Annotated in this window: 19 protein-coding genes; 11 read left to right on the top strand and 8 right to left on the bottom strand. The window is 69.0% G+C overall.

Translation table 11 applies throughout. The annotated features are described in order from the left end of the window. The first annotated feature begins 14 nt into the window (after nt 1–14). Together ABLG96_RS11570 and ABLG96_RS11565 are read left to right on the top strand one after the other, a co-directional pair. Nucleotides 15–374, top strand: a complete 360-nt coding sequence (locus tag ABLG96_RS11570; RefSeq protein WP_353647542.1) for a DUF485 domain-containing protein — start codon at nt 15–17, stop codon at nt 372–374. Then, on the top strand, nt 371–2,047 hold the full coding sequence (locus ABLG96_RS11565; protein ID WP_353647541.1) for a cation acetate symporter: 1,677 nt from the start codon (nt 371–373) through the stop codon (nt 2,045–2,047). The genes ABLG96_RS11570 and ABLG96_RS11565 overlap by 4 nt, the downstream gene beginning before the upstream one ends. Nucleotides 2,048–2,090: 43 nt before the next feature. Here ABLG96_RS11565 and ABLG96_RS11560 read toward each other — a convergent pair whose 3' ends face one another. Continuing rightward, nucleotides 2,091–2,795: a type 1 glutamine amidotransferase gene (locus ABLG96_RS11560; protein ID WP_353647540.1), complete on the bottom strand. Its 705-nt coding sequence runs from the start codon at nt 2,793–2,795 to the stop codon at nt 2,091–2,093. 296 nt (nt 2,796–3,091) lie between these two features. Between ABLG96_RS11560 and ABLG96_RS11555 the strand changes: the two genes are divergently transcribed. Continuing rightward, a complete protein-coding gene (locus ABLG96_RS11555; protein ID WP_353647539.1) occupies nt 3,092–3,715 on the top strand; it encodes a TIGR03085 family metal-binding protein in 624 nt (207 codons plus the stop codon). 97 nt (nt 3,716–3,812) lie between these two features. Here the strand turns inward: ABLG96_RS11555 and ABLG96_RS11550 are convergent, their stop codons facing one another. Together ABLG96_RS11550 and ABLG96_RS11545 are read right to left on the bottom strand one after the other, a co-directional pair. Next, nucleotides 3,813–4,724: an aminoglycoside phosphotransferase family protein gene (locus tag ABLG96_RS11550; RefSeq protein ID WP_353647538.1), complete on the bottom strand. Its 912-nt coding sequence runs from the start codon at nt 4,722–4,724 to the stop codon at nt 3,813–3,815. Beyond that, entirely contained in the window at nt 4,721–5,920 is a 1,200-nt protein-coding gene (locus tag ABLG96_RS11545) for a M20 family metallopeptidase (RefSeq protein ID WP_353647537.1), read from the bottom strand. Before ABLG96_RS11545 ends, ABLG96_RS11550 begins: the two co-directional genes overlap by 4 nt. Nucleotides 5,921–6,003: 83 nt before the next feature. Between ABLG96_RS11545 and dapA the strand changes: the two genes are divergently transcribed. Genes dapA through ABLG96_RS11530 form a run of 3 tightly spaced genes read left to right on the top strand, consistent with a single transcriptional unit; the run spans nt 6,004 to nt 8,979 of the window. Then, nucleotides 6,004–6,948: a 4-hydroxy-tetrahydrodipicolinate synthase gene (gene dapA / locus ABLG96_RS11540; RefSeq protein ID WP_353647536.1), complete on the top strand. Its 945-nt coding sequence runs from the start codon at nt 6,004–6,006 to the stop codon at nt 6,946–6,948. Further along, entirely contained in the window at nt 6,948–8,636 is a 1,689-nt protein-coding gene (locus tag ABLG96_RS11535; protein WP_353647535.1) for a ribonuclease J, read from the top strand. The genes dapA and ABLG96_RS11535 overlap by 1 nt, the downstream gene beginning before the upstream one ends. Next, nucleotides 8,629–8,979, top strand: a complete 351-nt coding sequence (locus ABLG96_RS11530) for a DUF952 domain-containing protein (RefSeq protein ID WP_353647534.1) — start codon at nt 8,629–8,631, stop codon at nt 8,977–8,979. The genes ABLG96_RS11535 and ABLG96_RS11530 overlap by 8 nt, the downstream gene beginning before the upstream one ends. 15 nt (nt 8,980–8,994) lie before the next feature. Here ABLG96_RS11530 and ABLG96_RS11525 read toward each other — a convergent pair whose 3' ends face one another. Next, nucleotides 8,995–9,414 carry a DUF2695 domain-containing protein gene (locus tag ABLG96_RS11525; RefSeq protein WP_353647533.1) on the bottom strand — a complete coding sequence of 140 codons (420 nt, stop codon included), beginning with the start codon at nt 9,412–9,414 and terminating at the stop codon, nt 8,995–8,997. 314 nt (nt 9,415–9,728) lie between these two features. On the opposite strand from ABLG96_RS11525, the gene ABLG96_RS11520 reads away from it, so the two are divergent. Beyond that, entirely contained in the window at nt 9,729–10,277 is a 549-nt protein-coding gene (locus ABLG96_RS11520) for a pyridoxamine 5'-phosphate oxidase family protein (RefSeq protein ID WP_353647532.1), read from the top strand. A gap of 60 nt (nt 10,278–10,337) precedes the next feature. Here the strand turns inward: ABLG96_RS11520 and ABLG96_RS11515 are convergent, their stop codons facing one another. After that, on the bottom strand, nt 10,338–10,841 hold the full coding sequence (locus ABLG96_RS11515) for a hypothetical protein (RefSeq protein ID WP_353647531.1): 504 nt from the start codon (nt 10,839–10,841) through the stop codon (nt 10,338–10,340). 170 nt (nt 10,842–11,011) lie between these two features. On the opposite strand from ABLG96_RS11515, the gene ABLG96_RS11510 reads away from it, so the two are divergent. The 3 genes from ABLG96_RS11510 (at nt 11,012) to ABLG96_RS11500 (ending at nt 15,332) form a co-directional block, all read left to right on the top strand. Beyond that, nucleotides 11,012–13,690, top strand: coding sequence for a DNA translocase FtsK (locus tag ABLG96_RS11510; RefSeq protein ID WP_353647530.1), 2,679 nt, complete (start codon nt 11,012–11,014; stop codon nt 13,688–13,690). A 109-nt stretch (nt 13,691–13,799) separates the two neighbouring features. Next, on the top strand, nt 13,800–14,423 hold the full coding sequence (locus tag ABLG96_RS11505) for a LysE family translocator (RefSeq protein ID WP_353647529.1): 624 nt from the start codon (nt 13,800–13,802) through the stop codon (nt 14,421–14,423). A gap of 177 nt (nt 14,424–14,600) precedes the next feature. Continuing rightward, nucleotides 14,601–15,332: a class I SAM-dependent methyltransferase gene (locus tag ABLG96_RS11500; protein ID WP_353647528.1), complete on the top strand. Its 732-nt coding sequence runs from the start codon at nt 14,601–14,603 to the stop codon at nt 15,330–15,332. 24 nt (nt 15,333–15,356) lie between these two features. Here ABLG96_RS11500 and ABLG96_RS11495 read toward each other — a convergent pair whose 3' ends face one another. Beyond that, entirely contained in the window at nt 15,357–15,935 is a 579-nt protein-coding gene (locus ABLG96_RS11495; RefSeq protein WP_353647527.1) for a TIGR03086 family metal-binding protein, read from the bottom strand. A gap of 155 nt (nt 15,936–16,090) precedes the next feature. Here ABLG96_RS11495 and ABLG96_RS11490 point away from each other — a divergent pair, with 155 nt between their 5' ends. Continuing rightward, the gene (locus tag ABLG96_RS11490) at nt 16,091–16,780 is read left to right on the top strand and encodes a helix-turn-helix domain-containing protein (protein ID WP_353647526.1); all 690 of its coding nucleotides are present in this window, start codon (nt 16,091–16,093) and stop codon (nt 16,778–16,780) included. A gap of 15 nt (nt 16,781–16,795) precedes the next feature. Here ABLG96_RS11490 and ABLG96_RS11485 read toward each other — a convergent pair whose 3' ends face one another. Together ABLG96_RS11485 and ABLG96_RS11480 are read right to left on the bottom strand one after the other, a co-directional pair. Then, on the bottom strand, nt 16,796–17,389 hold the full coding sequence (locus ABLG96_RS11485; RefSeq protein ID WP_353647525.1) for an N-acetyltransferase: 594 nt from the start codon (nt 17,387–17,389) through the stop codon (nt 16,796–16,798). Between the two features lie 145 nt (nt 17,390–17,534). Then, entirely contained in the window at nt 17,535–18,521 is a 987-nt protein-coding gene (locus tag ABLG96_RS11480; RefSeq protein ID WP_353647524.1) for a malate dehydrogenase, read from the bottom strand. Between the last annotated feature and the right edge of the window lie 12 nt (nt 18,522–18,533).

Below are 18,533 nucleotides of genomic sequence, written 5' to 3'. Positions count from 1 at the left end.
CACCGGAGGACCAGATGGCCACCCCCCTCGACAAACACCCATCGGCGGACACGGTGCCCCCCGACACGCCTGACTGGGAAGCGCTGCAGGCTTCGCCCGAGTTCGCTCGGCTGCGGAAGGCCGTGCGCGGCTTCGCCTTCCCGATGACGGCAGCCTTCCTGGCCTGGTACCTGCTGTACGTGCTGCTCGCCGACTACGCCCACGACTTCATGGGCACGAAGGTGTTCGGCAACGTCAACCTCGGATTCGTGTTGGGGCTGCTGCAGTTCATCACCACGTTCGCCATTGCCATCCTGTACTCGCGGTACGCCGGCCGGAAGATGGATCCGCTCGCTGACGAACTCCGCGCCCAGATCGAGGGAGCAGGACGATGAGCACGACCGCAGCGCCCGAGATCGCCGCAGCAGCGGCGGCCACCGGCGGCAACCACCAGGTCCTGACGATCACGTTGTTCGCCGTGTTCGTCGCGATCACCCTCGGCATCACCATCTGGGCCAGCCGGCAGAACCGCACGGCTGCCGACTTCTACGCCGGTGGCCGCCAGTTCACCGGCATGCAGAACGGTCTCGCGATCGGCGGCGACTACATGTCGGCCGCATCGTTCCTCGGTATCGCGGGTCTCATCGCGTTGAACGGCTACGACGGTTTCCTCTACTCCATCGGTTTCCTGGTGGCCTGGTTGCTCGCGTTGCTGCTCGTTGCAGAACTGATGCGTAACACCGGCAAATTCACGATGGCCGACGTGCTGAGCTTCCGGATGCGCCAGCGACCGGTGCGCTCGGCGGCAGCCCTCTCGACGGTGATCGTGTCGATCTTCTACTTGCTGGCCCAGATGGTCGGCGCCGGCGAGTTGGTCTCGTTGCTGCTCAACATCACCTCGTCGACGGCGAAGAACCTGGTCATCGTGCTGGTCGGTCTGCTGATGATCATCTACGTCGTGTTCGGCGGCATGAAGGGCACCACCTGGGTGCAGATCGTCAAGGCAGTGATGCTGATGGTCGGCGCCGCGGTGATGACGATCTGGGTGCTGGCCAAGTTCGGGTTCAACATCTCGTCGCTGCTCGGTGCCGCCGCCGACGCCTCCGGCAAGGGTGATGCGTTCATCCAACCGGGCGTCAAGTACGGAGCCACCGGGATCTCCCGACTGGACTTCGTCTCGCTCGGCGTTGCACTCGTCCTCGGCACTGCCGGCCTGCCGCACATCCTCATCCGCTTCTACACCGTGCCCGACAGCAAGACGGCGCGGAAGTCCGTGCAGTGGGCGATCGGATTGATCGGCGTCTTCTACCTGATGACCCTGGTGCTCGGCTTCGGTGCGGCCGCGCTCGTCGGCTCGGCCGCGATCAGTGCCCAGAGCGCCGGCGGCAACACCGCCGCGCCGCAACTGGCCGAGGCCCTGGGCGGCGTCGGGACGGGGCTCGGGGCGGCGATGCTGGCTATCATCGCGGCGGTCGCCTTCGCCACGATCCTGGCGGTGGTGGCCGGGTTGACCCTGGCGTCGTCGTCGTCGATCGCGCACGACTTCTACGCCAATGTCATCAAGCGAGGCAAGACCAATGATGCTGCCGAAGTGCGGGTCGGTCGGTGGGCCGCGGTGATCATCGGTGCGGTGTCGATCGCCCTGGCGATCCCGGCGCAGAAGCTGAACGTCGCCTTCCTGGTGGCGATCGCCTTCTGCTTCGCGGCCTCCGCGAACCTGCCGGCGATCCTGTTGTCGCTGTTCTGGAAGCGGTTCAACACCCGCGGAGCGACGTGGGGGATCTACGGCGGGTTGGCATCCACCTTCGTGCTGCTGATCTTCGGGCCCAACGTGTCCGGTGGCGCGATCAGCGCCAAGACCGGTCTGCGTGCGAGCCTGGTGGCATCACCGGACATCGACTTCCACTGGTTCCCGTTGGCCAACCCCGGCCTGGTGTCCATTCCGCTGGGATTCCTGTTCGCGATCGTCGGCACCCTGACGTCGCGCGAGTGGGACAAGGCGAAGTGGGCCGAGATGGAGGTCCGGTCACTGACCGGTGCCCACGCGGAGAAGGCGGCGGGGCACTGACCGGTCGCTGACAGGTTCGGCGGCCGCCCGGGCCGAACGGTGCTCAGGCGCCGCTGACCCGGGCGGCGAACCGGGAGGCGAACTGCTGCCAGATGCCGACCGCGCGCGCGTCGTCCCGTACCGCGGCGTCATGCAGTTCCGCGCGGTCGAGCCCGTGCCGGTCGAGGGACGCCTGGCTCCAGGTGTTGATCCGGGCGGGCGTGGTCTCCGGGTGGAACTGCAGCCCCCACGCCGAGTCGCCCAGCCGGAACGCCTGGTACGGGCAGGCCTCGGAGCTGGCGAGCCAGACGGCACCGGCGGGCAGCCGGGTGATGGCGTCGACGTGGTGCTCGATGGCGGTGAAGTCGTCCGGCACGCCGGCGAACAGTGCATCGCTCGCCGCTTCCGGTCGCAGGGTGAGGGCGGTGCTGCCGAACTCCGGTGTCCCGTACTGACCCTGCACCTCGCCGCCACCGACGTGGGCGAGCAGTTGGCCGCCCAGGCAGATCCCCAGGTAGGGAGTGCCGGACTCGAGCGCGGCCCCGACGAGCTCACGCACCGGGGCCAGCCAGGGTGCCCGGGCGTCGTCATCGGGCAGGTAACCGCCGCCGAGCATGATCAGTGCGTCGTGCTCGAGCGTCCCGGGCAGCTCGTCCCCGCGGTACGGATGCCGCACGTCCAACTCGATGTCGTGCTCGGTGAGCCAGGACGCGAACCTCCTCGGACCGCCGCTGCGACCGTTCTGCACCACCAGGGCTCGCGCCGTCACTCGATCTCCCTCGTCCGGGCGCCGGTGCGCCGCGACCTGTTCCGTCGGGTCCATCCAAGAGCATGGCCGACGGATCGGCAGATCCGCCCCGGCCCTGCAGCGTCCCACCCGACGCCGACCGGGCAACCCACCCGACGCCGACCGGGCAACCCACCCGACGCCGACCGGGCAACCCACCCGACGCCGACCGGGCAACCCACCCGGCGCCGACCGGGCAACCCACCCGACGGTGATCGAGCGACGCAGGAGTCGAGATCCCGTCCGCCCTGCCACCGGAAGCCCGTACCGTGACGATCATGGGACTGGCGAGCAGCGAACGAACGGCACTTGCGGATCTGTTCGCGGAGGTCGGGCCGGAGCGCCCGACATTGTGCGAAGGCTGGGACACCGGCGACCTGATGTCGCACCTGATCATCCGCGAGCGTCGCCCCGATGCCGCCCTGGGCCAGGTGATCCCGTTCCTGCGCGGACACGGGAAGTCGGTCACCGAGGCCATCGAGGCACGTCCCTGGGCCGAGCAGATCGACACCCTGCGATCGGGCCCGCCCGGCTGGAATCCGATGGGCTGGGGCAAGCTCGAGGAGTTGTCCAACGGGGCCGAGTTCTTCGTCCACCACGAGGACGTGCGCCGTGGTGCGCCGGGTTGGGAGCCCCGCGCGCTGCCGACCGCGACCGCCGAGGCGGTGGAACGGATCCTCCGCTCGAAGTTCGCCGGGATCATCACCAAGCCACTGGGCGTCGGAGTGACGGCCGTGCTGCCGAACGGTGAGCGGATCGAGCTCCGTTCGGGGAAAAGCACCCTGGAGCTGCACGGCGCCGCGCCCGAGATCGTGCTCTGGATCTTCGGCCGTGACGAGTCCAGGGTCGAGCTCGTCGCCGACCCGCAGACACTGGAACGGGTTGCGGCGAAACGGAAGTAGCACCGCCGCTGCTTCGGTGATCGACCGCTACGTGATCGAACGACGCAGCAGTCGAGATCCCGTGACGCGCCGGCGGTTTCGGCTCACTCCGTGCGCCCTACCACCCCCCAGAGGCCAGCCGCTCGGGGTGTCGCACTGCGTCCTCGATCGCCGCGCAGCGGGCGTGGAACACGATGCGCTGCGCCAGCTCCGGATCATCGTCGGTGACGGCTCCGGCGCGTCGGTAGCCGTCCAGCGCAGCGCCCAGCCCTGCCGACCCGAGGTACAGCAGCACCGATCCGAGATCCCGCGCCGGGTCGCCCACACCGGCGTTCGCCCAGTGTTGGATCCCGCAGAGCAGCGAGTCCTCGTCCAGCAGGATGCTTGCCGGACGGAGATCGAGATGGCACAGGGATGGGTGCGGGGGATGGTCCGGAGCCGGCTCCTGCAGGAACTGCGTCACTGCGGCGTGCAGGCCCGCGTCGGTGACCGCGCCGCCCACCGCCGCCCACACCCGAGCAGCCGCCGCGCGGTACGACTCGGGACCGCCGACGATGGGCAGGTCGGCGCCGGTGTCGGAGGCGTCCACCCCGTGCAGGTCGGCCAGCGCGGCACCCAGTCGCCGCGCGAGTCGAAGCGCTGCAGGCGGTTCGAGATCCGGCAGGTCCCCGAGACGGCGTCCCGGCACCGTGCGGAATCCTCGTACCGATTGTTCGTCGTCCTGGAGCACCGGGACCGGCAGGGGAACGTCCAGCAGCCCGGCCAACGAGCGGAGCAACGTTGCCTCGACGGACGGTCGTAACCGGTGCGACCCAACGGGTCCGGCGGACGTGGGCAGGCTGATCCCCAGCGTCCCGTCGACCTCGACCAGCTCTCCGCCGCTTCCGGTCCGGGGCTCGACCCCGGTCACCGTGATGGTCACCGGCTCGTACCCGGGCAGGTGCTCCAGCAGGACGGCCCGTACTCGCGCGGCCGAGGATGCGTCCGCGGCGGACCCTTCCTCAGACCCGTTCTGCCGGTCAGGATTCATCGGGTCGGAGAACCGGCACAGACACTGCGGATGAGCGCGGCGAGCAGTGCGGTCCGACCTGCGATCTCTGCCACGAGCACGTGTTCGGTGTCCGCATGGGCGCCACCGCCGACTGCGCCGAGACCGTCCAGCGTCGGGCAGCCGACGCCGGCGGTGAAGTTGCCGTCCGAGCCACCTCCCACCGAGATCTCCTGCGGCGCAGGCAGACCCAGACCCACGGCGAGCTCACCGGCCAGCTCGAACAGTGGCTGGGCCTGGGCGGGATCCATCGGCGGTCGGTTGATCCCGCCGCCGATCTCCAGGGCGGCTTCGGGATGAGCGGTGCGCAGGGCCCTCATCGCCGCGTCGACCCGGTGCTGCTCGTCGACCGTCCAGGCCCGCGAGTCGACCGACACCGTTGCGGAGGCCGGAACGGTGTTGCCGGTGGTGCCGATCGAGGCCGCGGTCGGCACCACGCTGGTGCCGGCGGCCAGGTCGGCGAACTGTTCGATCTGCAGGATCAGTCGGGCCAGCTCCACGCCGGCGTTGATGCCCTTCTCCGGCTCCAGCCCGGCGTGCGATGCCCGCCCCGTCACTGTGACCTGGTACATCGACACCCCCTTGCGACCGGTCTTGATCCGGCCGCCGTCTCCGCTGGCTTCCAGGACGAAGGTCGCGGCTGCTGTGCTGGCCTCCTGCTCGATGAGCGCTCGGGACGTCGGCGACCCGATCTCCTCGTCGCCGGTGACGAGCACGGTGACAGCCGGGACCTCGGTGCCCGAGCTCCCGCCTGCACCGAGCAACTGGAGCGCATGAAAGGCCATCACCAGACCGGTCTTCATGTCGAAGGACCCCGGCCCGGTGAGCACTCCGTCGCGGATCGCGAACGGCAGCCGCTCGAGGGTGCCGAGCGGCCAGACCGTGTCCTGGTGGCACAGGATCAGCACCCGGGGCCCCGACCCGCCCAGGCGCCACCGCAGATGGGTGCAGCCGTCGACGGTGAGCGTTTCGGGGGCGATCCCGAGCATCCCGGTACCCAGCGCCGCCACCTGCTCGGCGCCGTGCGCCACCGCCGCCAGGTCTGCGCTGGGAGTCTCGACACCGACCACCGAGCCGATTGCGCCCAGCAGGGCGGGCAGCGCGGATTCGGCGGCGGCCAGCAGGTCCGGAAAGGATGGGTCGGCCGCAGTCGCGGCAGGCGGTGTCGGGTGCGTCATCCGGTCATCGTCGCTCACCGGAGCGCGGGAGGCGAACAACGACCGGCGCACGTCGTGTCGGCGGGCGACGGTAGTTTGGGTGGATGAGTATCGACTCCGGCGCACTGGTCGCCGGCCCGTCCGGCGTGCCCGGCCGCCCGTTCGGCACGACCCTGACCGCGATGGTCACCCCGTTCACCGCCGACGGGGCGGTCGATCTGGAGCGGGTAGGTGCGCTGGCCTCGCGGTTGGTCGACGAGGGGAGTGACGGACTGGTCGTCAACGGCACCACCGGCGAATCGCCCACCACGACCGACGCCGAGAAGCAGGACGTCATCCGTGCCACCGTCGAGGCGGTCGGCGAGCGGGCCACCATCCTGTCCGGTATCGGCACCTACGACACCGCACACTCGATCACCCTCGCGCGGGCGGCGGAAGCTGCCGGCGCCCACGGCGGCCTGCTCGTCACGCCCTACTACTCCCGGCCGCAGCAGGCCGGTCTGCTCGCGCACTTCACAGCTGTCGCGGACGGCTGTGGACTACCGATCATGCTGTACGACATCCCGCCCCGCTCGGTGGTGCCGATCGCCGTCGACACGTTGCTGGCCCTGGCCGAGCACCCCCGGATCGTGGCCGTCAAGGACGCCAAGGGTGATCTGGAAGCCGGTGCCCGGGTGATCGCCGGCAGCGATCTCGTCTACTACTCGGGCGACGATCCGGTCACATTGCCGTGGATGAGCATCGGCGCGGTCGGGGTGGTCTCGATCGTTGCGCACGTCGTGGGACCCACCGTGAAGGCGATGGTCGACGCCGCGAACGCCGGCGACTTCCGCGCCGCCCGGACCTTCCACGAGAAGCTGCTGCCCGTCCATCGGGCGATGGGGCGCACCGGCGGAGGAGCCGGACTGGTGTTTGCCAAGACCGCGCTGGCGCTGCGCGGGTTCGAGGTCGGCGGTCCCCGGTTGCCGCAGATCCCGGCGACCGCCGAGCAGCGCGACCTGATCGAAGCCGATTTGGCCGAATTCTTCACCGATGGACAGGACGCCTGATGCCCGCACCGAACCGAACCGGTCTGGAGCCCGCGCGGCTCCGTCGCGACGCACTGCGCATCGTCGCGTTGGGCGGCATCGGCGAGATCGGTCGCAACATGACCGTCTACGAGCTCAACGGGCGACTGCTCATCGTCGACTGCGGGGTGCTGTTCCCGGAAGACGCCCAGCCCGGTGTCGATCTGATCCTGCCGGACCTCAGCCACATCGAGGACCGCATCGACGACATCGAAGCCGTTGTCATCACCCACGGCCACGAGGACCACATCGGGGCGCTGCCGTGGCTGTTGCGGCTGCGCAGCAACATCCCCGTGATCGGCGCTCAGTTCTCCCTCGCCCTGATCGCGGCGAAGTGCAAGGAACACCGGATCAAGCCCAACCTGCAGATGGTCGTCGAACGGGAACGCCGCAGCGTCGGCAAGTTCGACCTGGAGTTCTTCGCCGTCAACCACTCGATCCCGGACGCGCTCGCGGTCGGCATCAGGACGGCGGCCGGCAGCGTCCTGCACACCGGGGACATCAAGCTCGACCAGTTGCCGCTGGACGGGCGGCTGACCGACCTCGGCGGGTTCGCGCGGTTCGGCGACGAGGGTGTCGACCTGTTCCTCGTCGACTCGACCAATGCCGAGGTGCCCGGGTTCGTGGCTCCCGAGCGGGAGATCGGCCCGGTGATGGACAACTACATCCGCAACGCACCGCAGCGGGTCATCGTCGCGTCGTTCGCCTCGCACGTCCATCGCGTCCAACAGATGCTGGACTCCGCGCACAAGTACGGCCGCAAGGTGGCCTTCGTCGGTCGATCGATGGTGCGCAACATGCAGATCGCGCAGGAACTCGGCCTGCTCACCGTCCCGGACGGTCTCGTCCGCAATCTCGACAAGGTGCTGGATCTGCCGCCGGACCAGGTCATGTTGGTCTCGACGGGTTCGCAGGGCGAGCCGCTCTCGGCATTGTCGAGGATGTCGCGTGGTGAGCACCGCAGCGTGAACCTCCAGCAGGGTGACACGGTGATCCTGGCCAGCTCGATGATCCCCGGCAACGAGACCAGCGTGTTCACCGTGATCAACGAACTCGCCAGGATCGGGGTGACGGTCGTGCACCAGGGGGTCGCCAAGGTGCACGTCTCCGGCCATGCGTCGGCGGGGGAGCTGCTGTATCTCTACAACGCGGTCCGGCCGCGCAACGTCATGCCCGTCCACGGGGAATGGCGCCACCTGCGTGCCAACGCGAAGCTGGCGGTTTCCACCGGGGTCCCGACGGACCGGGTGGTGATCGCGCCCAACGGCACTGTCGTCGACCTCGTGAACCGTCGGGCGAAGATCGTCGGGCACGTCGACGTCGGCATGGTCTATGTCGACGGCAACGCCGTCGGCGACGTCGGCGAGAACACGCTGTCCGACCGCCTCATCCTGGGGGAGGGCGGCTTCATCTCCATCACCGTGGTGATCGACCGGCAGACCGGCCGCGCCAAGGCGTCGCCCACGTTGTCCGGCCGCGGCTTCTCCGACGATCCGAAGGCGCTGGACGCGGTGGTCCCGCTGGTGGAGGCGGAATTGTCGCGCACGGAGGCCGACGGCATCACCGATCCGCACCGGATCGCGCAGTCCGTGCGCCGGGTCGTCGGCCGCTGGGTCGCCGACAAGTACGGACGGCGGCCGATGATCGTCCCCACGGTGTTGGATGTCTGAGCCGGAGCCTGAACCGGTCTACCACTACACGACGGCCGCCGACTGGCAACGGTCGCTCGCGGCCGGCCAACACCTGGTCTCCGGGCGTGGCATGACGTTGTCCGACGAGGGATTCATCCACCTGTGCGACGCCACCCAACGGGCGGGGGTGTGGCAGCGATTCTGGTCGGGGATCGACGAACCGGTCGTGCTGCTGACCGTGGACACCGTCCGCCTGGACCCGCCGGTCGTCCGGGAGAACACCCACGGCGGAGCTGAGCTGTTCCCGCACCTGTACGGACCGCTGCCGGTCGCTGCGGTCCTGTCGGTGGACCCGGTGGACGCCGAGGGCCTCCCGGTCTGACCTGTTCCGCCTGCCTCACCACCGGGACCGCCGCTTCCACAGCGTGCATCCGCGGGTGGACCCGGTGCGAACTTCCTCGCAGCGCGGGAAGTCTTCGGGCCAGCCCGCAGGTTCCTCGAACACCACCCCGTCCTCGTCCGGTGGCAGCACACGCGCACCAACCAAGAGCGTCGACACCGGTTCCACCGAGTTCAGGAAGATCTCGCAGTCGCAGAACCCGCCCCGCGCTCCGAGTCGGCGCTCCAGCGCGGTGGCCCGCGGCGCCCGTAGGTCGCGGTAGCGCTGGGCGAAAACGAGCCCGCGGCAGCCGAACTCCAACATCCGATACACGAAGCAGTACAAGCATTCCCGCGCCCGCGGAGTTGTCCACGCCGCAGCCAGCTGCTGGAGCTCCCGCTCCAGCTCGTCCACCCCTGCCGACTGGTCGTTCCCCATGCACCAAGAGATACCGATCGGGTCCGACAGTGATGATGGATCGGGCACTCCGGAGCTGTGACCCAGGGTTCCGACTGGCGTCCTGCAGCAGACCTGACCCGTCTGCGTGCCGACTTCGCTGCCAGGAGCGGGCATCAATCCAACCGTGATGAAGCCGGCCAGGCCGCGGCACGACGGGATCTCGTCACGCTCGTTCCTCGCTGCTCGATCACCGTGTCCAGAAGGCCTCGACAGGGCCAGGAATCGGCCATCGTGCGGCACGTCGTGGCGGCCGGTCGAGCGATGCACCCGGTGAGCGCTGTCAGAATCGCAGGATGCCGCTGACGAATCCTTGGCTTGCTGGCCCAGCCCCTGACCGGGAGCTGCCGCGTCCTGAACTGGAGGAGCGGATCCTGAACCTCCTTTCGACCCACAACATCGCGGTCGTCGCCACCGTCAACGTGGACGGAAGCCCGACAGCGACACCAGTGCGGTACTACAACCTGGGTCTGGAGATCTTCTACACCAGCTGGAACGACTCGGTGAAGTCCCGAAACCTCAGACGGGACCCGCGAGTATCTGCCGGCATCGTGGCTCCGCTGGTCGGACAGGCCAGCAGCCGAGGCGCGCAGATCTTCGGCACCGCCCGGACGCTCGAGCGCGACGATCCGACCGCCGACGGGTACTGGGAGGCCTTCCGCTGGCAGTCCGATCATGTCGAGCGTGGCCGTGTGCTCCGAGAGCCACCGAGCGATCCGTTGACGATCATCAGCCCCGACCGCATCGTCTACACCGAGCACTGGCTACGCAGAAGTGGATACGCGCCGCGCCAGTTCTGGCGGGGCGGAGTCGAGCCGAACTACTCGGGGCATCCACCCACCTAATCAGGGGTCGCTCCGCGGAACCCGCAGGTGTTTGACACATTGGGGCGTCAGTGGCAACGATCAGGCGCTGGGGGTCCTCGTGGCCCAGAACAGGTGCACGGCGCTCGTCACCACGACGACCAGAACTGCTCCCCACAGCATGCCCAGGCCTGTCCCGGTGACGGCGCCGGACGGGCGGTCGGGTTCGGCCGTCAGCATCACGAGACCGAGCGTGCTCACCGCCAGCAGAGCAGTCGGCGCCCAGAATGACTGCCGCCGGTGGGCGGTGATGATCGCCAGCACCACGTACCCCAGGACCAGCAGGGTGGCCAGCAGGGCGATGACCTCCCCGTAGCTGACGATGCCCTGCCACAGCGAGTAGGAGTCGATCGAGGACGTGTTCACGATGCTCGAAAGCGGCGGATAGCCGTCACTCGCCGATCCGCCCACGAATCCCATGACCGTCTCCTGCTCACCCCACGCGTACAGCGGGACGAACAGTGCCGCGAAGGCCAACACCGCAGCGCTGACGTACAGCTGACCGAACACCGGGCTGACTGCTCGCCGGGTCGTGACGGGATGCATGGAGCCTCCGGGGGTACGGGGTGACGGCCGCGTGAGGCCGCCGGATCAGACGCTAGAGCAGGGCGCGCTGCGGCGGTGTGTGCCCGGCAGACACCACCCGAGCGGGGGACAGCAGGGGCATCGGAGTGGCTACTGGTTCGGATGGGACTTGTGGGGATAGCGTGACGATCATGCCTGGCAAGACTCCCGCCCCCCCGCGCCCACGATCGGGAAGCCGGACGACCGCGACCCCGCGCTCCGGGAGTGGCAGCAAGCGCACCACGAGCACTGCGCGGCCGCGCGCGTCGGCCCGGGCGACCGCCACCGAGGTGGTCAAGCGGAAGCCGGCCGGTGGCGGGGGCTTCGTCAGGAGCATGCGGGCTCTCGGACGCGGGATCAGCTCCCTCTGGCGGCTGCTGGCCAAGGGGTTGGGCAAGCTCGTCCGCGCGCTGGCACCCGGCAGTGAACCGTCACCGAACGCCGCACACCACCGCGACGGAGTCGCGCTCGGTCTGATCGCGCTGGCGCTGGTGTTCGCGATCGGCTCCTGGTTCGGCGCTGCCGGACCGGTGGGAGCGCTCGCCGACGACGTCGCCCGGGTCTGGGTCGGGGTCGTCGCCCTGATCGTGCCGGTGCTGCTGGTGATCCCTGCGGTCGTGCTGATGCGTTCACGGGACGACCGGCCGCGCCGTACCGCCCCTCGGCTGGTCGGCACCACCGCGATTGCGCTCGGCGTCACCGGGATCCTGCAGGTCGGTCACGAGGCCGAGCTCGCCGGAGCCGTGGACTCGGTGAATGCGCGCAAGAGTGCGGGTGGCTCGGTGGGCTGGTTGCTCGGCCACCCACTCACCGCCGGAGTGACCACCGTTCCCGCCATCCTGGTGCTGGTGCTGATCACCCTCTACGGCCTGCTGCTGCTGACCGGCATCCCGCTGGTGGAGCTGCCGGGCCGGATCCGCCAGTGGCTGGGTGCGCCCGGCGCCCGGCGGTCGGAGCGGGACGCAGCGGGCGAGATCGACGAGAGCGCGGGGCACGAGGCCTACCTGTCCGGTGCAACGCTCGACCTGGACGCCGCACTCGATCGGCCGGCCCCGAAGTTGCGCAGATCCGCGAAACGCCGGGTCGCGACCGACCCCACGGGCGAGGACGCCGGCGACTCGTATCCGGACGAGGCCCGATCCCGGGACACAGTTGCGCTGGGATCGGCCGCCGATCACCCGACCACCGTGCTCGATGCCGCGCCCACCGCCCCGACCGAACGCATCCAGCGACCCGGTCGGCGACAGAAGCAGGTCGATCGCCCGGCGGTACCGGACACCGAACCACCCGTCGATCGTCCGACCCAGCTCACGATCGGGAGCGTGCTGGACGGCGACTACCAGCTGCCGCCGCCGGCGATCCTCAAGCTCGGCGCACCCCCGAAGCAGCGGTCCGCCGCGAACGACGAGATGATCGTCAAGATCGACGAGGTGCTCGAGCAGTTCAGCGTCGACGCAGCCGTCACCGGCTTCACCAGGGGTCCGACCGTCACCCGCTACGAGGTCGAGCTCGGCCCCGGCGTCAAGGTCGAGAAGATCACCGCATTGACCCGCAACATCGCCTATGCCGTCGCCACCGACAACGTCAGGTTGTTGGCGCCGATCCCCGGCAAGTCCGCGGTCGGCATCGAAGTGCCCAACTCCGATCGCGAGATGGTCCGCCTCGGCGACGTGCTGGCCGCGCCGGATGCGCGCAAGGATGCCCACCCGCTGGTGATCGGTCTCGGCAAGGACGTCGAGGGCGGGTTCGTCACGATGAACCTGGCCAAGACCCCGCACCTGCTGGTGGCCGGCGCCACCGGGTCGGGCAAGTCCAGCTTCGTCAACTCGATGCTCGTGTCGCTGCTGCAGCGCGCATCGCCGGCCGAGGTCCGGATGGTGCTCATCGACCCCAAGATGGTCGAGCTGACGCCATACGAAGGCATCCCGCACCTGTTGACGCCCATCATCACCCAGCCGAAGAAGGCTGCCGCCGCGCTCGCCTGGCTGGTCGAGGAGATGGAGCAGCGCTACTCCGACATGCTGGCCCACGGAGTGCGGCACATCGACGACTTCAACACCAAGGTGCGCGACGGCAGGATCGTCACCCCACCCGGTTCGCTGCGCGAGTACAAGCCGTACCCCTACATCCTCGGCATCATCGACGAGCTGGCCGACCTGATGATGACCGCCCCGCGCGACGTCGAGGACGCGATCGTCCGGATCACCCAGAAGGCACGCGCCGCGGGTATCCACCTGGTGCTCGCCACCCAGCGGCCGTCCGTCGACGTCGTCACCGGTCTGATCAAGACCAACGTTCCGTCACGGCTGTCGTTCGCGACCAGCTCGCTGACCGACAGTCGCGTCATCCTCGACCAACCCGGCGCCGAGAAGTTGATCGGCATGGGGGACGGGCTGTACCTGCCGATGGGCGCCGGCCGCCCGGTACGCATCCAGGGTGCGTACGTCTCGGACGAGGAGATCAGCGAGGTCGTCGAATACACGAAGACCCAGGCGCAGCCGGAGTACCGCGACGACGTGACCGTGGCCAAGACGGAGCCCGGCAGGGACGTCGACCCCGACATCGGCGACGACCTCGACCTGCTCGTGCAGGCCGTCTCCCAGGTGATCGAGTCCCAGCTCGGATCGACCTCCATGCTGCAGCGCAAACTCCGGGTCGGGTTCGCGAAGGCCGGTCGGTTGATGGACCTGATGGAGACACGCGGCATCGTCGGACCGTCGCAGGGGTCCAAGGCGCGCGACGTGCTGGTGAACCTGGACGAACTCGACGAGGTGATCGCGTCCCTGACCGGGATCGATCCGCCGGATGCTGGTGTTCCGGACGAGATCTGAGCCCTGCCGACGTGGGAGCCGCACGTGGCCTGTGACGGTTCGGAAGTACCGATCTGGTGTGTCGAAGTCGCTGTTGGACGGCGGGTCCGGTGGATCTACGCTTGCGGACGTGAGCAACTACCTGTCGTTCGTGGCGTTCGCGCTGCTCATCGTCATCGCGCCCGGGCCGGACACCGTGCTGACGCTGCGCACCACCGTTGCTCGCGGTCGGGCAGCCGGTCTGTGGTGCACGCTCGGGATCACCGTGACCGGCACCGTCCAGGGTGTGCTGGCGGCGACCGGGCTCGGCGCAGTGATCGTGCACGCCGAACCGGTGTTCCAGGCGATCCGGTGGGTGGGTGTGGCCTACCTGACGTTCCTCGGGATCAGCGCGCTGCGCGCGGCCTTCCGTCGCACGGATCCGCTGGCGCAGGCTGACGGCGGGCCGGTGCGCCCGATTCGGCCGTGGCGCGCGGTGCGCTCCGGGTTCCTGTGCAACATCACCAATCCGAAGGTGCTCGCGTTCAATCTCGCGGTGCTCCCGCAGTTCGCCGGCGCCGACCCGAGCACGCTGTCGCTGATCGCCTATGCCTGCACCCTGGCGGTGCTGGGCGGGCTGTATCTGCTGGTGCTGGTGATGGTGGCCGTGCGAGCCTCGGCCGCGCTGCGGCGCCGCCGGGTGCAGCGAACCGTCGACGGAGCGATGGGCGTGGCCATGGTCGGCTTCGCCGGGGCACTCGCCGTCGGCGCCTGACGGGCGCCGGTCAGGCGCCGCGATCCCAAGCTCCGGTGGTCCCCTTCGACTCGTTCCTCGCTCAGGACAGGGAGCAAGCGAGGAACGAGCGCGACGAGACTCCGGAGGATCGAGAACGGGTCCTCGCCGACGGGAAAACCGCTGGCGTCACCCAGCTCTCCACGCCACGCTGCAGGGATGACCAGCAGCGATCTGTGGAGTGCCGAGACTGCCGAACGGTACGACGAGAGTTCGGCCTTCATGTTTGCGCCCGAGGTACTCGACCCCGCCGTCGAGTTCCTGGCGGATCTCGCCGGAGACGGCCCGGTGCTCGAGTTCGCGATCGGTACCGGCCGGGTGGCGATCCCGTTGGCCGCACGGGGGATCGCCGTGAGCGGCATCGAACTGTCCCAGCCGATGGTCGACCAGCTGTGCCACAAGGCTGAGCTGCCGGTCGTGGTGGGGGACATGGCGACAGCCATCGTGCCGGGCGCATTCTCGTTGGTGTACCTGGTGTTCAACACCCTCGGCAACCTGCGCACCCAGGCCGAGCAGGTCGCCTGCTTCCGCAACGCGGCGCGGCACCTCGCGCCGGGCGGACGGTTCGTGATCGAGCTGGGTGTCCCCGCCCTGCGGCGTTTGCCACCCGGTCAGCAGGCCGTGCCCTTCCACCTCGGCGCCGACCACCTCGGGTTCGACACCTACGACCCCGCGACCCAGGACGGCACGTCCCATCACTACACGCGTGCTCCCGACGGGACCATGCGGTACGGGGTGCACCGCTACCGCTACGTCTGGCCTGCCGAGTGCGACCTGATGGCGCAGATCGCCGGCATGACGCTCGAGAGCCGGCACGCAGACTGGTCAGGCGCTCCGTTCACCGGAGACAGTGAGAGTCACGTGTCGGTGTGGCGGACGCCGCCGAACTGAACGTGTCCGCAGATGGGTCAGGCGTCAGCTGGACGGTGCCCACTGCGGATCCCGGCCCGCGACGCCGAGCGTGCGGTCCAGGAGCGGTGCGTCGGACGGGACCTGGACCACCGGTCCGAACAGCCCGCCGTCGCGTTGGCCGTCAGGGGTCGCGGCGCAGAAGCCGAAGGAGTGCTCGAGCGCGACGGGACAGGGATGGAAGTCCTGATCGGTCGCCGCGGCCAGATCCCAGGCGTGGATGGTGACTTCGTTGCCGGCGATGGCACCGGTGATCTCGCCGGGTAGATCCAATCCGCCCGCCGCCGTCATCCCGGTCCACGCCGCGGGCGATCGCCAGCCGCCGCCGAGTTCGGTGAGCGCCTGCGGGATGGCGGTACGCCAGTCGGCAGGGAGCTGCGGGGTGCTGTCCGTCGGTGCGGTCCTGGTCGTGGGACCGTCGATCTTGGCTGCGGCGTCCCGGAACGCGATGGACAGACCGTGTACATGCCCGAGAAGTTCGCCGACCGTCAGCTCTGGGCACGGCGTCGGAGCGCCGAGCTGCTCGTCGCTCACCCCCCTGACCAGGCGCGCGAGCTCATCGGTGGCGGGCGTGAGATCGAACATGAGGGTGTCCTCTCGTCGGCGGGTGGCACCGGCGGCGGTGCCCCTGATCCTGTGACCACATCTCCCGGAGGGGCGGGGGGCCATGCTGTCATCAGATACTATTAATTTCGAAGTGACAACCCCGGGGTCGGGATCTGCTGGAGATCGGAGCGCGCGTGACGGGTCAGCGGAAGTACGGCCAGGCGTGCCCGGTGGCTCATGCACTCGATCTGGTCGGCGATCGGTGGGCGTTGCTCGTGGTGCGGGAGCTGCGACTCGGGCCACGCCGGTTCGGTGACCTGGCTACCGCGCTGCCCGGAATCGCGCCGTCCGTGCTCACCCAGCGCCTCGGGGAGCTGGTGGAGGTCGGCGTCCTCGAGCGGCTGACCCTGTCCAGCCGGACCGGGGCAGTCGGGTACGGGTTGACGGCGTGGGGCGCGGATCTCGAGCCGGTGTTCATGGCTCTGGCCCGCTGGGGTGTTCGTTCACCGGTCGTACCGCTCGCAGGACCGATCAGTGACGACGCCGTGATGCTCGGCGTCCGGACGTTCTTCCCCGCGGCACCGCAACACACTGCCGAAGAAACTGTTGCTGCAACCGGTCTTTCGGGAGATGTACTGGTGGAACTCACGCACGAGCGCTACCTACTGAGGTTGGCGGACGGCGCTCTGGAGTCGCTCGCGCGGCTGGCTCCCGGTGAAGACGTTCAGTACGACGCGAGGGTGCGAACCGATGGGAACACCCTGCGGGCACTGCTCGTCGGAACCCTCTCTGCCACAGCGGCTTCCGTCTCTGGCGCGGTGGCGACCTCGGGTGACCTTGCCCTGGGACACCGACTGGTGGACTCGATCGCCCGCCGCAGCTGACACCTCCGGTCCCGCTCATCCGTAGGCGAGATACATCCCCGGTTTTCCGGGCTCGATGAACCTGAACTGCAGCGTCAGAGTGGTGCTGTCGATCAGGTGCACCTGCTGGGTGAACTCCTCGTTCGTGACGTAGACGGTGTTCTCCAGCGTCCACTCGGAGGCGAACCACCTGCGCAGTGCCCCGAGCAGGTGTGCGTCCAAGCCGGTTTCCATCCGTGACGATCTGACCCAGAAGTAGACGACGGCGTCCACGGCGTCCCATTCCTCGACACCCATCGGCGTCACCGTGCACTTCGCGAGAAACGTTGCGCTGGTGGGGAAGACGTAGACGCATCCCAGACATTCCGCGGTGCCGGGGTCGAGCACGGTGTAGGTGAACGCGCGGTGCTCGGTGTGCCTGAGTTCCAGACCGGCGAGATCCTCACGGTTGGCCTCGATCGTGAAGTCGTCGGCCGGCCACGTCGACTGCTCCCACAACCGCAGGTGTTCCCGAGTCTCCATCACCGCGTCGTAGTCGTTCGGTGCGTCGTCGGCGGTGATCGGTCGCATGACGAAGTCGTCGGTTCGCAACCCGGTGGGCACCGGTTGGTTCGGATCAGTGAAAGACACCTGCGTCCTCTCGGTAGTGGATCAGGACTCGACTCACGCTGGTGCGGCTCCCCGGTGGATGTCGCGGCCGTTGCGGACCGGCCGGCGGGGGTACGGCAGCGGCCCCCGATCCGCCGATCGGGGGCTGCTGCGTGGAGCCCCGCCGTCAGATCAGGCCGAGCTCCTGCACGGCAGAGCGTTCGTCGGCGAGTTCGGCGACGGACGCGTCGATCCGGCCGCGGGAGAACTCGTCGATCTCCAGGTCCTGGACGATCGACCATGACGTGCCATCGCTGGTGACCGGGAAGGACGAGATCAGCCCCTCGGGGACGCCGTAGGAGCCGTCCGACTCCAGGCCGACCGAGGTCCAGTCGCCCTCCGGGGTGCCGTGCACCCAGGTGTGGACGTGATCGACGGCCGCGTTCGCTGCGGACGCTGCTGACGACGAACCGCGCGCTTCGATGATCGCGGCGCCGCGCTTCGCGACGGTGGGGATGAAGGTGCCTTCGAGCCACTGCTGCTCGACCTGGGAGGCCACGGAGGAGCCGTTCGCCTCGGCGTGGAACAGATCCGGGTACTGGGTCGCGGAGTGGTTGCCCCAGATGGTCATCCGGCTGATCTCCTCGACCGGGAGGCCGAGCTTCTTCGACGCCTGTGCCAGCGCACGGTTGTGGTCGAGCCGGGTCATGGCCGTGAACCGACCGGCCGGGATGTCCGGGGCGTGCGAGCGGGCGATGAGCGCGTTGGTGTTGGCCGGGTTGCCGACGATCAGCACCTTCACGTCGTCGGCGGCACCGGCGTTGATCGCCTCGCCCTGCGGCTTGAAGATGCCGCCGTTGGCCTGCAGCAGGTCGCCGCGCTCCATGCCGGGACCGCGCGGTCGGGCGCCCACCAGCAACGCGACGTTCACGCCGTCGAAGGCCCGCGTCGCGTCGTCGGTGATGTTGATACCGGACAGCAGCGGGAAGGCGCAGTCGTCGAGCTCCATGGCGGTGCCTTCGGCGGCCTTGAGTGCCGGGGTGATCTCCAGCAGGTTCAGCTCGACCTTGGTGTCGGGGCCGAGCATCGCGCCGGAGGCGATGCGGAACAGCAGGGAGTAGCCGATCTGGCCGGCTGCGCCGGTGACGGTCACCTTGACGGGGGTGCTGGACATGATCTGTTGTCA

This window comes from Nakamurella sp. A5-74 (assembly GCF_040438885.1).
Lineage (GTDB): Bacteria > Actinomycetota > Actinomycetes > Mycobacteriales > Nakamurellaceae > Nakamurella.
This window is presented reverse-complemented; position numbering and strand designations above follow the sequence as displayed.